Source organism: Actinomadura rudentiformis (genome assembly GCF_008923185.1).
In the GTDB taxonomy this organism is placed as follows: domain Bacteria; phylum Actinomycetota; class Actinomycetes; order Streptosporangiales; family Streptosporangiaceae; genus Spirillospora; species Spirillospora rudentiformis.
This window is the reverse complement of sequence record NZ_WBMT01000011.1, coordinates 123553-136344: the sequence shown is the minus strand read 5'-3', so window position 1 is coordinate 136344 and position 12792 is coordinate 123553. Positions and strand designations below refer to the sequence as shown.

The 12792-nt window shown below is 70.5% G+C and carries 13 protein-coding genes; 5 read left to right on the top strand and 8 right to left on the bottom strand.

Features of this window, described 5'->3' with window-relative positions:
* Positions 1-62 precede the first annotated feature (62 nt).
* Positions 63-2564, top strand: a complete 2502-nt coding sequence (locus tag F8566_RS23565; RefSeq protein WP_151563388.1) for a DNA gyrase/topoisomerase IV subunit A — start codon at positions 63-65, stop codon at positions 2562-2564.
* A 43-nt stretch (positions 2565-2607) separates the two neighbouring features.
* On the opposite strand, the gene F8566_RS23560 is transcribed toward F8566_RS23565, so the two are convergent.
* Both F8566_RS23560 and F8566_RS23555 read right to left on the bottom strand, forming a co-directional pair.
* Positions 2608-3111 carry a DinB family protein gene (locus F8566_RS23560; protein WP_151563385.1) on the bottom strand — a complete coding sequence of 168 codons (504 nt, stop codon included), beginning with the start codon at positions 3109-3111 and terminating at the stop codon, positions 2608-2610.
* Between the two features lie 48 nt (positions 3112-3159).
* Positions 3160-3378, bottom strand: coding sequence for a DUF1772 domain-containing protein (locus F8566_RS23555; RefSeq protein WP_225993450.1), 219 nt, complete (start codon positions 3376-3378; stop codon positions 3160-3162).
* 45 nt (positions 3379-3423) lie between these two features.
* On the opposite strand from F8566_RS23555, the gene F8566_RS23550 reads away from it, so the two are divergent.
* Together F8566_RS23550 and F8566_RS23545 are read left to right on the top strand one after the other, a co-directional pair.
* Positions 3424-4008, top strand: a complete 585-nt coding sequence (locus F8566_RS23550; RefSeq protein WP_151563755.1) for a CGNR zinc finger domain-containing protein — start codon at positions 3424-3426, stop codon at positions 4006-4008.
* A 13-nt stretch (positions 4009-4021) separates the two neighbouring features.
* Positions 4022-4816 carry an NAD-dependent epimerase/dehydratase family protein gene (locus F8566_RS23545; protein ID WP_151563383.1) on the top strand — a complete coding sequence of 265 codons (795 nt, stop codon included), beginning with the start codon at positions 4022-4024 and terminating at the stop codon, positions 4814-4816.
* A gap of 2 nt (positions 4817-4818) precedes the next feature.
* On the opposite strand, the gene F8566_RS23540 is transcribed toward F8566_RS23545, so the two are convergent.
* A complete protein-coding gene (locus tag F8566_RS23540) occupies positions 4819-5187 on the bottom strand; it encodes a nuclear transport factor 2 family protein (protein WP_151563381.1) in 369 nt (122 codons plus the stop codon).
* Between the two features lie 82 nt (positions 5188-5269).
* Between F8566_RS23540 and F8566_RS23535 the strand changes: the two genes are divergently transcribed.
* On the top strand, positions 5270-5836 hold the full coding sequence (locus F8566_RS23535; protein ID WP_151563379.1) for a thioredoxin family protein: 567 nt from the start codon (positions 5270-5272) through the stop codon (positions 5834-5836).
* A 26-nt stretch (positions 5837-5862) separates the two neighbouring features.
* Here F8566_RS23535 and F8566_RS23530 read toward each other — a convergent pair whose 3' ends face one another.
* The 5 genes from F8566_RS23530 to F8566_RS23510 form a co-directional block, all read right to left on the bottom strand.
* Positions 5863-6231: a hypothetical protein gene (locus F8566_RS23530; protein WP_151563377.1), complete on the bottom strand. Its 369-nt coding sequence runs from the start codon at positions 6229-6231 to the stop codon at positions 5863-5865.
* A 128-nt stretch (positions 6232-6359) separates the two neighbouring features.
* A complete protein-coding gene (locus F8566_RS23525; RefSeq protein WP_225993449.1) occupies positions 6360-6977 on the bottom strand; it encodes a PadR family transcriptional regulator in 618 nt (205 codons plus the stop codon).
* A gap of 94 nt (positions 6978-7071) precedes the next feature.
* A complete protein-coding gene (locus tag F8566_RS23520) occupies positions 7072-7728 on the bottom strand; it encodes a response regulator (protein WP_151563374.1) in 657 nt (218 codons plus the stop codon).
* Positions 7725-8891 (bottom strand): sensor histidine kinase, encoded by a 1167-nt coding sequence (locus F8566_RS23515; protein ID WP_225993481.1) that lies wholly within the window; start codon positions 8889-8891, stop codon positions 7725-7727. The genes F8566_RS23520 and F8566_RS23515 overlap by 4 nt, the downstream gene beginning before the upstream one ends.
* A gap of 97 nt (positions 8892-8988) precedes the next feature.
* Complete coding sequence (locus tag F8566_RS23510) at positions 8989-10536, bottom strand: N,N-dimethylformamidase beta subunit family domain-containing protein (RefSeq protein ID WP_225993448.1); 1548 nt, start codon at positions 10534-10536, stop codon at positions 8989-8991.
* Between the two features lie 144 nt (positions 10537-10680).
* Here F8566_RS23510 and F8566_RS23505 point away from each other — a divergent pair, with 144 nt between their 5' ends.
* Entirely contained in the window at positions 10681-12585 is a 1905-nt protein-coding gene (locus tag F8566_RS23505) for a CocE/NonD family hydrolase (RefSeq protein WP_151563370.1), read from the top strand.
* Positions 12586-12792: the final 207 nt, after the last annotated feature.

The window sequence follows — 12792 nt, the reverse complement described above, 5'->3', positions numbered from 1 at the left end:
CGTACGGCGCGCCGGACAGGCTGAGTGCAAAACTGTCCCTGGAACCGGCAACAATGTCTCACATGGCACGACGCGGATCCCAAGCCCCTCCACCGCCGCCGGACTTCGAAGAGAACATCATCGATGTCGATGTCTCCGAGGAGATGCGCGGCAGCTTCCTCGAGTACGCCTACTCGGTCATCTACCAGCGGGCCCTGCCGGACGCGCGCGACGGGCTCAAGCCCGTGCAGCGCCGCATCCTCTACTCGATGAACGACATGGGCCTGCGCCCCGACCGGGGGCATGTCAAGTGCGCCCGGGTCGTCGGCGAGGTCATGGGCAAGCTGCACCCGCACGGCGACAGCGCGATCTACGACGCGATGGTGCGGATGGCCCAGTGGTGGTCGATGCGGATGCCGCTGGTCGACGGGCACGGCAACTTCGGCTCGCTCGGCGGCGACGACATGCCGGCCGCCATGCGTTACACCGAGGCGCGGCTGTCGCGGGCGGCCATGCTCATGGTGACCTCGATAGACGAGGACACCGTCGACTTCCGGCCCAACTACGACGGCCAGGAGACCGAGCCGGAGGTCCTGCCCGCCGCGTTCCCCAACCTGCTGGTCAACGGGGCGGCGGGCATCGCGGTCGGAATGGCGACCAACATGGCGCCGCACAACCTCGGCGAGGTGATCGCGGCCGCGCGGCATCTGATCGACAATCCCGAGGCGTCGCTCGACGACCTCATGCGCTTCGTGCCCGGCCCCGACCTGCCGACCGGCGGCAAGATCGTCGGTCTGGAGGGCATCCGTGACGCCTACGAGCGTGGGCGCGGCACGTTCCGCACGCGGGCCACCGCACACATCGAGAGCGTCACGCCGCGCCGCAAGGGCATCGTGGTCACCGAGCTGCCCTACGCGGTCGGCCCGGAGCGGGTCAAGGCCAAGATCAAGGAACTGGTCAACGCCAAAAAGATCAACGGCATCGCCGACCTCAAGGACCTGACCGACCGCAACGTCGGGCTCCGCCTGGTCATCGAGGTCAAGAACGGTTTCCACCCCGAGGCCGTGCTGGAGGAGCTCTACCGGCTCACGCCGATGGAGGAGACCTTCGGCATCAACAACGTGGCGCTGGTCGACGGCCAGCCGCGCACGCTGGGGCTGCGTGAGCTCCTCCAGGTGTACGTCGACCACCGCATCGACGTGGTGCGCCGCCGGTCGATGTTCCGCCGCACCAAGCGCGAGGACCGTCTCCACCTGGTGGACGGCCTGCTGATCGCCCTCCTCAACATCGACGAGGTCATCCAGGTCATCCGGCAGAGCGACGACGCCGCGCAGGCCAAGCAGCGGCTGATGCAGATCTTCGAGCTCTCGGAGATCCAGGCGCAGTACATCCTCGACACCCCGCTGCGCCGCCTCACCCGCTACGACCGGCTGGAGCTGGAGAAGGAGAAGGAGCAGCTGGCGCGCGAGATCGCCGAGCTGACCGCGATCCTGGAGTCGGAGTCCAAGCTGCGCGCCGTCGTGTCGGGCGAGCTGGCCGACGTGGCCGCCGAGTTCGCGACGCCGCGCCGGACCGTGCTGCTGGAGTCGTCCGGCCAGACCCGGTCCGCCGCCGTGCCGCTGGAGGTCGCCGACGACCCGTGCCTGGTGCTGCTCTCCTCGACCGGGCTGCTGGCCCGCACCAACTCGGCCGACCCGCTGCCGGTCGAGGGCCCGCGGTCGCCGCACGACGTGCTGGTCTCGGTGGTGCCCGCGACGGCCCGCGGCGAGATCGGCGCGGTGACGTCGGCGGGCCGCATGATCCGGGTGGACGTGCTCGACCTGCCCACGCTGCCGCCGACCTCCAACCCGCCGTCGCTGGCCGGCGGCGCGCCGCTCAGCGAGTTCGTGGTGCTGGAGCCCGGCGAGACCGTGGTGGGCCTCGGCAGCCTGGACGACGTCGGCGCCGGGCTGGCACTCGGCACCGAGCAGGGCGTGGTCAAACGGGTGGTGCCCGACTATCCCGCCAACCGCGACGACTTCGAGGTGATCACTCTCAAGGACGGCGACAAGGTCGTCGGCGCCGTGCATCTGGAGTCCGAGGACACCGACCTGGTCTTCATCGCCAGCGATTCCCAGCTCCTGCACTTCCAGGCGTCGCTCGTCCGGCCGCAGGGCCGGGCCGCGGGCGGCATGGCGGGCATCAAGCTGTCGTCCGGCGCACGGGTCCTCTGGTTCGGCGCCGTCGATCCCGAGTGGGACGCCCGGGTCGTGACGATCTCCGGGTCGTCCTCGGCGCTGCCCGGTACCCAGACGGGCGCGATCAAGGTGGCCGACTTCGCCGAATACCCGGCCAAGGGCCGTGCCACCGGCGGCGTGCGCTCGCACCGTTTCCTGAAGGGTGAGGACACCCTGCTGATGGCCTGGGCCGGGGTGACCCCGGTCCGCGCCGCCTCGTCCACCGGCAAGCCGATAGAGGTACCGGAGGAGCTGGGCCGCCGCGACGGTTCCGGTGAAAAGCTGAGCAAGCCGATCGCCGCCCTGGGCGGCCCGCTGGGCCCGCTCGTCGAGGCCGAGCCGGTCGAGATCGAACCCGCCGGCGAATGACGCCAGGGCCCGTCCCACCGCTCTGTCGAGGTGGGACGGGCCCCTATTCGCCGGTGGCGCCGTCGATGCGTTCCCGGATGAGGTCGGCGTGCCCGTTGTGGCGCGCATATTCTTCGATCATGTGAATGAGGATCCAGCGCAGCGAGAAGACGTTGCCGCGGAACTCCGTCACCGTCTCGAGGGATTCGGCGGCGTCGACGATGCTCCGGGCGATCGTGCACTCCTCCTCCCAGGCGGCGAACGCCTCGTCGGGGTCGGCGTCGTGGGCCTCGAAGGCGGAATCGTCCCCAGGCCCCCGTTTCCAGCGGAACGGGATGTCCTCGCCGCGCAGCGCCATCCGGAACCAGCCCCGTTCGACCTCGGCCATGTGCCTGACAAGCCCGAGCAGGGAGAGCTTCGACGGCGGGACGTTCCGTTCACGCAGCTGCTCGGTCGTCAGGCCCGCGCACTTCCAGGCGAACGTCTCGCGCTGCCATTGCAGGAATCCGGTCAGCGTCGCCCGCTCGTCTCCCGTTTGCGGCGGTTCGGTCCTCGTGGGCTTGTTCATCCGATCATCATGTCAATGCGCCGGCCCGGATGTCCGGTCGCGGGGAGTTCACCCGGGTATCCGATCGCCGGCTGAGGACAGGAAGCCGAACGCCGACACCGCCGCGACGGTACGGACGGCGTGCGCGATCTGCCAGCGGTCCCGGTCGTCCGCCCACCCGGCCGGAGGGGCCTGCACGTTCCAGTCGGCCTGGTCGTTGTTGATCGGATGGTTGACGACCATCGTCAACACGGGCCGGTGAGGAGGCGTCCCGTCGGCCGAAGTCACGCTGAGCCCGGTACGGGCGACACCGGATAGTGTGGTTACGTGACGATGACGAGGGTGCTGACGGGCCGCGACGGGCAGAGCTTCACCTTCGACCCGGGCGCCTTCTGCCTCGAACTCCTGCTGACCGGCGGCCCCGGCAAGTACGCGTACTGGGAGATCCTGCACACGCCTGACGACCTGGCCGACTGGCTCCAGGACTCCCGCTTGGCCGCCATCGCCCCCCTCGACGACCTGCGGGTCCGCCCCGCCGAGTTGCGCGCCGTCAAGGCGTTCCGCGACACGATGCTGAGCGTCGCGCTGGCTCTCGCCCACGACCGGGACCTCCCGGCGGGCGCCCTCGAAACGATCAACGATGCCGCCGGTCCCGTTCCCCGGCCGCGCATCGACCCCGCCACCGGCCGGCGCACGTGGGTGGGCCCCGTGACCGGCACCCAGATCCTCGGGGCGGCCGCCCACGAGGCCATCGACCTGCTCACCGGCCCGCACCGTGACCGCGTCCGGGAGTGCGCGGCGTCCAACTGCCTCCTGCTGTTCGTCGACACCTCGCGCCCCGGCAAGCGCCGCTGGTGCTCCATGGAGCGCTGCGGCAACCGCAACAAGGTCAGCGCCTACAGGACCCGCCAGACCTGACACACTGCGGTGCATGCCTCTGGGAACGATCGTGATGACGGGAGCCGCAGGCCAGGTGGGGTCCTCCTTGCGGGAGGCGCTCCGGGAGGACACCGGCCGGCTGGTGCTCATCGACCGCGTGCCGATGACCGCCGAGCGCCCGAACGAGGAGGCGCACCAGATCGAGGTGGCCGGGCCCGACGACCTCATCCCGGTCGTCGCGGGTGCCGACGCGATCGTCCATCTGGCGGGAGTTCCCGACGAGGCTCCGCTCGCGGACCTGCTGACGGGCAACGTCCTCGGCACGCAGCACGTTCTGGAGGCCGCGCGCCGGACCGGGGTGCGGCGGGTCGTGCTGGCGAGCAGCAACCGGTTGACCGGGTGCTATCCCACCGCCGAGACGGTCTCCGCAGACATGCCGCCGCGTCCGGACGGGCTGTACGGGGTGAGCAAGGTGGCCGTCGAGGCACTCGGCCGGTTGTACGTGGACAAGTTCGGCCTGGAGGTCGTGTGCCTGCGCATCGGCAGCTTCGAGGTCGAGCCCAGCGAGGCGCGGCACCTGGCGACCTGGCTCAGCCCGCGTGACTGCGCGGGCTTCGTCCGGGCGGCGCTGACCGTCGAGACGGACTTCCTGGCGGCGTACGCGGTCTCCGCCAACACGCAGCGGTTCTGGGAGCTGAGCGACGAGCTCGGCTATCTGCCGCAGGACGACGCGGAGACGCAGCCGGTCGAGGTCACCGGGACGTTCACCATCGGCGACGAGCCTCAGGGCGGGGACTTCGCCACCCAGGCCTACACGCTGGAGCACGGCCGCCTGCCCGCCGTCTGACGTCATTGCTCCATGTCGTCCGGGCCCCAGAAGGCCTCCATCCTGGTGACCTTGCCGTCCTCACCGAACGTCATGACGTCGATGGCGCGGATGCGCAGGCCCATGGCCGGGACGTCCACGGTGAAGGCCATGGCCGCGCTCGTCCCGTGCGAGCCGCGGATCGGGGCGTCGAGAGACAGCTTGGCGCCCGAGCCGATGGCGTTGACGTAGAACTCGTCGATCGCCGCGCGGCCCTGGATCTGCGGCTGCCCGACCGGATCCTCGATCACCGCGTCGTCCGCGAACAACCCCGAGACCGCGGCTGGGTCACCGGCGTTGAAGCCGTCGATGTACGCCTGCAACACGGCCTTCATGTGCTCCTGAGTCGGCATGACCTCACGTTACCAAGCGAACGCTTGGTCAAGCCAGTGGTCGTGTGACCCCTCTCCCGGCCGTCCGGGGGAGAATGGGCGCATGGCGATCTCCTCGTTCATGGTCCCGCTCGGGACGCCCGCACCCTCGTTCACGCTGCCGTCCATCGACGGAGGCGAGGTCTCGCCGGAGGACTTCGCCGGCGCGCCCGCCCTGCTGGTGGTGTTCCTGTCGAACCACTGCCCGTACGTACGCCGTGTCGAGCACGCCATCGGCGCGGTGACGGCCGAGTACGCGGCCCGCGGCCTCGCCACCGTCGCCATCTGCAGCAACGACGTGGTCAACTACCCCGACGACGGCGCCGATCACCTGCGCGAGCAGGCCAAGCGGGCCGGGTTCGGCTTCCCGTACCTCGTCGACGAGTCGCAGGAGGTCGCGCGGGCCTACCGGGCGGCGTGCACGCCGGACTTCTTCCTGTACGACGCGGAACGGCGGCTGGCCTACCGCGGCGAGTTCGACGGTGCCCGGCCGCGCAACGATCTGCCCGCCGACGGCTCCTCGCTCCGGGCGGCGCTCGATCACGTGCTGGCGGGCGGGACCGTACCCGAGCCGCACACGCCCAGCGTCGGCTGCGGCATCAAGTGGAAGCCGGGCAACGAGCCTGGCTGAGGTCCCACCCTCTCAGGCCAGTACAGTTAACCGGCGCCGACGCGGGGGCGTGGGAGGCCGGGTCGCGCCTTCACCGGCTGGAGTCCCCGTTCGGCCGCGGCGGCCAGCGCCTCCAGGAGCTCGGCGGGGCTGCCACGGTGGTCCTCGTAGTGCCAGGAACGGACGATGCGCTCGCCCTCCGCGCCCGGGTTGAACCGGCCGAGGGCGAAGCAGCCCGCGATGGCCATGCGGACGATGACGCGCTCGCTGTCATCCTTCTGCAGGCAGTAGGCGGCGGCGTCGATCAGGCCGATCGCGGCCCGGGCGTTGCGCCCGTCGTCTCGCGCCTCGGCCCGGTTGATGCGCCATTGGGCGTACGGCCGCAGGTAGTCCGCGATCATCCAGGTCTTGGGCACGCCAACGTCCTCTCGGGGCTCATCGGACGGGAATCATTTCCCATGGTGAGCAGCCGACTCCGGGACGGTGACGGACTTGACCCAGCCCTTGCCGAGTACCTGCCCCACGTTGACCGCGCGGGCCGCGATCAGCGCAGCTCGTCGAGGTCGGTGAGCATGCGTTCGGCGAGGTCGCGTTCCGCCGCGTAGTAGCGGGCCGCCCAGCGTGCGACCAGCTCCGGATAGACCCAGCCGGGCATCTCCGCGGCGCTCTGCCGTGAACACTCGGCCTCGTCATGCAGTCGCTGGGCGTTGTCGCGGTGCTGGGACACGATCTGACGCAGCCGTTCGGGTGTGGTCAGATGGCCGAGCCACACGCGCAGCGCCGCGCCGTGCTTGAGGACGGGCGGTTCGACGGGTGCGCCCCCGACCCAGCGGGAGAGCGCGTTCCGGCCCGCGCCCGTGATGGTGTAGACGCGTTTGGTCCGGGTGTCGTCGCCCGTCACCGTGCGGGAGGCGGCGTAGCCGACCTGCTCGAGCCGCTTGAGCTCGGAGTAGATCTGGCTCATCGCCGGGCTCCAGTAGAAGAACCGGAGGACGTGGTCGGCCCATTGCCGGACCTCGTAGCCGGTGAGCTCCTTGCCGAAGGACAGGATCCCCAGTACCGCCCAGGCCGTGGCCGGGAGCCGCGCGGACATGTCGTCGTCACCCATGTCGTCGTCACCGTCGGTCAGATGTGCGGGGGGCCGATCTGCGGTTGGCGGCATGCCGCAAGCGTAGTCCCGATCATGCCCACCGACGCAACAGGGCCTGACAAGTTCTTGACATGTATCTCTGACTAGCAAGGATTTGATTGCCCATTCAACCGGCGAGGCCGTGGCGGAAGGCGTAGGTGACGGCCTGCGCCCGGTCCCGCAACCCCGCCTTGGCGAAGAGGTTGTTGATGTGGGTCTTGACGGTCGCCTCGGTGATGAAGAGGTCGCCGGCGATCTCGGCGTTGGACCGGCCCTGAGCGATCAGTGCGAGAACCTCGGCCTCGCGGCGGGTGAGCCCGTCGGGCAGGTCGCCGTGCCGTCGCGGCTTCTCGCCCGCCGCGACGGCCTCGACCAGCCGGCGCTGCACCGCCGGGTCGAGCAGGGACGAGCCGTTGCGCACGGTCTCGACGGCCGCGGCGATCTGCTCGGCCCCGGCGTCCTTGGTGAGGTAGCCGCGGGCCCCGGCGCGCAGCGCCGCGAAGATGGACTCATCGTCGGCGTACGTGGTGAGCACGACGATCTCCACCTCCGGATGCGCGGCCTTGATCCGCCGGGTCGCCTCGACCCCGTCGACCCGGGGCATCCGCAGATCCATGAGCACGACCTCCGGCGACAGCTCGGCCACCTTGGCCACCGCCTGCTCGCCGTCGGCCGCGGAGCCGACCACGTCGATCTCGGGCAGCAGGTCCAGCAGCAGGAGCAGCCCCTCCCGGACCACCGTCTGGTCGTCGACGACGAGCACACGCGTCCTGGCGGCGCTCATGCGGGCACTCGCAGCGACACTCGGAATCCCTTCCCCTGCGGACCGGTGTCCAGGCTCCCACCGATCAGCTCGGCGCGCTCACGCATCCCCACCAGTCCGTACCCGCCGCCCAGGTCCGCCGCGATCGCCTTCTCGGTGCCGCCCGTGTCGGTGACCTCCAGCTCCACCCGCTCGTCGAGATAGGCGAGGCGCACACGCACGCGGGCACCAGGTGCGTGCTTGCGGACGTTCGTCAGCGCCTCCTGCGCCGTGCGGATCACGGCCAGCCCGGCCTGCGGGGAGAGCTCGCGCGGTTTGCCCGACACCTCGGTCTCGCACGGACGGCCCGTACTGGCCCTGAACTCCTCGGCCAGCTCCGTCAGTGCCTCCTCGGGCTGGAGCGCGTCGCCGCGCAGGGTCGCCAGCGCGCGCCGCGTCTCCTCCAGGCCCGAGCGGGCCAGCCGTTGCGCGCGTTCGACCCGGTCCAGCGCCTGAACGCGGTCGCCGTCGCGCGCCAGCAACATCCGCGCGCCTTCCAGATGGACGATCTGCGCGGACAACGAGTGCGCCAGGATGTCGTGGATCTCACGGGCGATGTGCGACCGCTCGGCCAGGATCAGCGTGTCGGCCTCCGCGCGCTTGGCCGCCTGCTGCGAGAGCACAAGCTGCCGGCTCGCCATCGCCCCCAGCGCCACCGCGACGAACGCCGCCATGAGCCCGAAGTCCGAGCCCCCGGTCAGGACGTCCCAGCCGATCAGCCCCACCGCCGCCACGGTCACCGCGGCCAGTGCCACCCCCCATCGGATCGGCAGGTGGTTGAGCAACACCCAGATGGCGATCAGGGCGAAGACGAACCCACCGTTCTCCCGGGCCGACAGGTCGTACAACCACAACGACGACCCCACCGAGACCAGCAGCAGGACCGTCCCTTCCCGCCATCGCGGCCCCCGCCCCGCACGCGCGAGCCGCACGTCACGCCGCGAGCGGGTAAGCCAGATGCCCGCGCTCAGGGATGCGAAGGCGACGATGTTCAGCACGACCACCAGCAGGCCTTCACCCTGCAGGGCGGGCCTGGGTTCGGACTGGACCAGGTCGCGGATGTACGCCACGAGGCCCCAGGTCAACCCCCCGGCTTTGACCAGCAGGCTTAGCCACCCGGGGTCTTGGCGGAACCGCTCGAACATCACGCGACGACGCTAACCGACGCGGCCCCTCCAGCGGATCGGTGCCAGGCAGGACAGAGGACTCTCCACCCGGGGGTGGAGAAGCCCTAGCGAGCCTTCACGAACCGGTGAACTCGCGCAGGTTGTCCTTGACGGGATAGGCGTTGCCAAGAGGGCCGGCCGCCATCGCCACCAGGAGGTTCTCGGTCGCCTTCGTCACGAAGCGCCGCCCCGCCTCGGTGACGCCGTGCCCGCACTTGGGCCCGCGCATCGCACAGACCCAGCGCATGGTGCCGGTGGCGACGACGCCCGACCCGCTCTTGGTCGTGTAGTACGTGGCGTCCGCGGTCTTGGGGATGCCGCCGCAGTCGATCGGCGAGTGGGCCAGCACCTCGATCGGCCGCGGGGTCGGGCCGATCGGGTTGATCGCGTCGGTCTCCGGGCCGATCAGGCCGGGGAAGGCCGTGCCCTTGCGCACGCCGGTGCCGCGGAAGAGCCAGCTGCTCGGACGCCGGACGGTGAACGAGCCGGCCGCCGGGAAGCAGTTGTACATGATCCCGATGAGGTCGCTCTCGGGACGCGGTACGGGCGGCAGCCGCCAGTCCTGCGTGGACTCCTTAGGATCGGTCTTGGCGACCGGATCCTCGGAGGAGTCCTTGTAGCAGGTCACCAGGCGGTCGGGGCCGAGCTTGGTGGGGCCGAACCGGATGTGCCGGTTGACCGCGTTGGCGCCGAGGAACGCGACGTTGACTCCGCTGTCGCGTGCCTTGGTGACGTTCGTGCGCATGTTGGTGGACCAGTACTCGTCGTGCCCGAGCGTGACCAGCCCCCGCGCGCCCTTGAGGACGTCCGGGCTCGCGTGCAGATCGTTGTCCGTCGCGTATGCCAGCTGCTTCCCGGTCTTCTCCGCAAGGACGATCGCCGGATGCTCGTAGCCCATGAACTTGCCGGTGCCGTCCTTGTCGTAGGGCCGGTCGAAGCTGACCGCGCGCGACCGGTCGCTGTAGCCGCTCGGCCCGTTGTAGAGGTTGTGGCCGCCCCACATGTTGTACGCCTGCCAGGTGGTGGTGGCGTTGAGGATGACCAGCCGTCCGGTGGCATCACGCGAACGCAGCGTCAGCGGTACGTACCGTTGGGCGCCCGAGTCGGCGGTGAGCCGCAGCAAGTAGACCCCCTCGGGCCAGTCCGTGGTGGTGACCGTGAGGGACGGCTTCCACGGCGCGGTCACCGTGTAGTTCTGGTTGCTCACCTTGGGGTAGGCCTGGCGGACCCCGGGCTGGCGGGGCGACTCCCAGAGCTTGCGCGCCTGGGCTCCGCCGTACCAGCCGACCCGGAACGCCTCGGCCTTGAAGCCCTTGGTCGTCGTCGACACGAACAGCCGGAAGCTCTCACCGGGGAGCACGCTCACCCGGTCCGCGTAGCCCTCGATCTCGTCCGCCCGGCCGCGCTTGCGCAGCCGCCAGTCCGGCGTGCCGGGCCGCGCGTTCTCCGCGACGGTGTCGGTGACCTTGGGCGAAGCCGCCACGCCCGGCCTCGCCGAGCCGCCGCCGCCCGCTCCCCCGCCACGCCGACCGCCGTCGTCACTCCCGAACGCGCATGCGGCGAGAAGGAGCACGGGAAGCACGGCGAGCACGGTCCAGTTGGTGATCCCCCGAAGTACGCGCACGGGCTAGCATTCTGCCGAAAAGGGGAGACATGTGCGTCTCTTGTTACGGAAGTCACCGGTGTTACTGGAGTGTCCGTCCAGTACTGTGCGGCAGTAAGTGATCCGTTACATTACCGACCGGTAGCCAACTCCGGAGGTATCCGCATGCGCCGCTCCCTGCGCTGGACCGCTCCACCCGCGGTCGCCGCCCTCTCCCTCGCGGGACTCACGGGCACGGCCCTTCCAGCGCAGGCCCTTTCGACTCAGGCCCCTCCAGCCCAGGCCCTTCCCTCGCAGGTCCCCCCGGCGACGTTCCCCTCAGCGTTGGCCGCGGGCGCCCGCCCTGCCACGTACGACGTCGTCGTCGAACGCGACGTCAGGGTGAAGATGAGCGACGGCGTCAGGCTGCTGGCCGACGTCTACCGGCCGGCCCGCGGCGGCAAGGCCGTTCCGGGGAGGTTCCCGGTCATCGTCAGCCAGACCCCGTACAACAAAGCGGTGCCGGGGGCGAACATGACCAGCGCATACCTGGTCGAGCGTGGCTACGTGCAGGTCGTCATGGACGTGCGCGGCACCGGCGGCTCGCCCGGCAAGTGGCAGGCGATGAACCCGCGCGAGCAGCGCGACGGCAAGGAGATCGTCGAATGGGCGTCGTCGGCCAGGCGCCCCTGGAGCAACGGCAAGGTCGGCCTGTACGGCGCGTCGTACGGCGGCCTCAACCAGATCCTGACAGCCGCGCAGCGTCCGAAGGGACTCAGGGCGATCTTCCCGGTCGTGCCGATGGGCGACGCCTACCGCGACGTGGTCGGCAGCGGCGGCCAGATCGACCTCGGCTTCATGCCGCTCTGGCTCGGCGCCGTCGCGGGCCTCAGCGTGCTCCCACCGACCTATACCGGCTCCGATCCGACCGGTGCGCTCAGAGCGTTGCAGGACCACGTGGGCAACATCGGGGAGTTCCAGCTCACGATGTTGTTCAGCGCGCTGTCCGGCGGCGACAGGGCGTTCGACGGGCCGTTCTACCGGACGCGTTCCCCGCTCACCGTGGTGGACAAGGTCAACGTGCCGGCGTTCGTCGTAGGCGGGCAGTTCGACATCTTCCAGCGCGGCGAGCCCATGCTCTACCAGCGTCTCGCACGCCGCGTACCCGCCAAGTTCCTGTACGGGCCGTGGACCCACCTCCAGGCCGCCGGGCCCGCGCTCGGCCGTACGATGCCCGGCACGATCTCCCAGCCCGGTCCGCAACTGCCCGAGCTGATGCTGCGCTGGTACGACCGGTACCTGCGGGACGTCGCCGATCCGGCGCTGGAAGCGCTCCCCCCGGTCCGGTACTACGAGAACGGCTCGGGCACGTGGCCTGCCGCCGCGCAGTGGCCACCGGCGCGTACGGGCTACCAGGCGCTGCGCCTCGCGGGGAACGCCGCGCCCGGCCGCCCGGGGAGGCTCACCACGGGCGCCGCGTCCGGCGGACCCGATCTTGCGCCGTGGACGCCGCTGTCCGGCCTGTGCACACGTTCCACCAGCCAGTGGACCGCGGGCCTGGCCGGTCTCTTCGGCACCGGGTGCGAGACCGACAACTCCGAGAACGACAGGCTGGGGCTGGTCTACGACATCCCGGTGAGGAAAGCGCTGCGGCTGGCCGGACCGGTTTCGGCGCACCTCAACGTTTCGACCGCGGCCAAGGACGGCCAGCTCACCGTGCGCCTTGAGGACGTCGCCCCCGGCGGCAGGGCCACCCAGTTGACCGCCGGCTGGCAGGTGCTGTCACTGCGCAAGCTGGACAAGAAGCGGTCGGTGACGAGGAACGGCCTGATCGTGCAGCCGTGGCACCCGTACACCAAGGCCTCGGCGCGGCCCATGCCGAAGAACCGCCCGGTGCCGGTGGACGTCGAGATCTTCCCGGTCGCCGGGGTCATCAAGCCCGGCCACACGCTGCGCGTCTCGATCCAGACCGGCGACTTCCCGCATCTGGTCGCGCCGGTCCCCCAGCTCATCGACTCGGTCGGCGCGGGCATCAAGGTCTGGCATGACGCCCGGCACCCGTCCTGGATCGCCCTGCCCGTCCAGCGCTGACCCGGTGGCGATCAACCCGGTCGCCCGCAGCACACGTTCGCTCGCGGGCCACAGCGCCAGGCAGCCCACCGCCACCTCGCGCAACACCCACGACCAGGGGACGAACCACAACACGGCCACGAACACAGCCCGGGCATCATGCCGCTGCAACCCGCCGAGGCCTTCGCCGACGGTCGTCACGTACCCGAACAGCCGCCATCCGGAGAG

What these genes read in the sequence shown, in the direction of transcription:
- F8566_RS23540 (WP_151563381.1), bottom strand. Translation starts at nt 5,187, where the DNA reads ATGCCGACTCAGGAGCACATGAAGGCCGTGTTGCAGGCGTACATCGAC.
- F8566_RS23550 (WP_151563755.1), top strand. Translation starts at nt 3,424, where the DNA reads ATGACGAGGGTGCTGACGGGCCGCGACGGGCAGAGCTTCACCTTCGAC.
- F8566_RS23520 (WP_151563374.1), bottom strand. Translation starts at nt 7,728, where the DNA reads ATGAGCGCCGCCAGGACGCGTGTGCTCGTCGTCGACGACCAGACGGTG.
- F8566_RS23560 (WP_151563385.1), bottom strand. Translation starts at nt 3,111, where the DNA reads ATGAACAAGCCCACGAGGACCGAACCGCCGCAAACGGGAGACGAGCGG.
- F8566_RS23505 (WP_151563370.1), top strand. Translation starts at nt 10,681, where the DNA reads ATGCGCCGCTCCCTGCGCTGGACCGCTCCACCCGCGGTCGCCGCCCTC.
- F8566_RS23545 (WP_151563383.1), top strand. Translation starts at nt 4,022, where the DNA reads ATGCCTCTGGGAACGATCGTGATGACGGGAGCCGCAGGCCAGGTGGGG.
- F8566_RS23565 (WP_151563388.1), top strand. Translation starts at nt 63, where the DNA reads ATGGCACGACGCGGATCCCAAGCCCCTCCACCGCCGCCGGACTTCGAA.
- F8566_RS23525 (WP_225993449.1), bottom strand. Translation starts at nt 6,977, where the DNA reads ATGCCGCCAACCGCAGATCGGCCCCCCGCACATCTGACCGACGGTGAC.
- F8566_RS23535 (WP_151563379.1), top strand. Translation starts at nt 5,270, where the DNA reads ATGGCGATCTCCTCGTTCATGGTCCCGCTCGGGACGCCCGCACCCTCG.
- F8566_RS23515 (WP_225993481.1), bottom strand. Translation starts at nt 8,891, where the DNA reads ATGTTCGAGCGGTTCCGCCAAGACCCCGGGTGGCTAAGCCTGCTGGTC.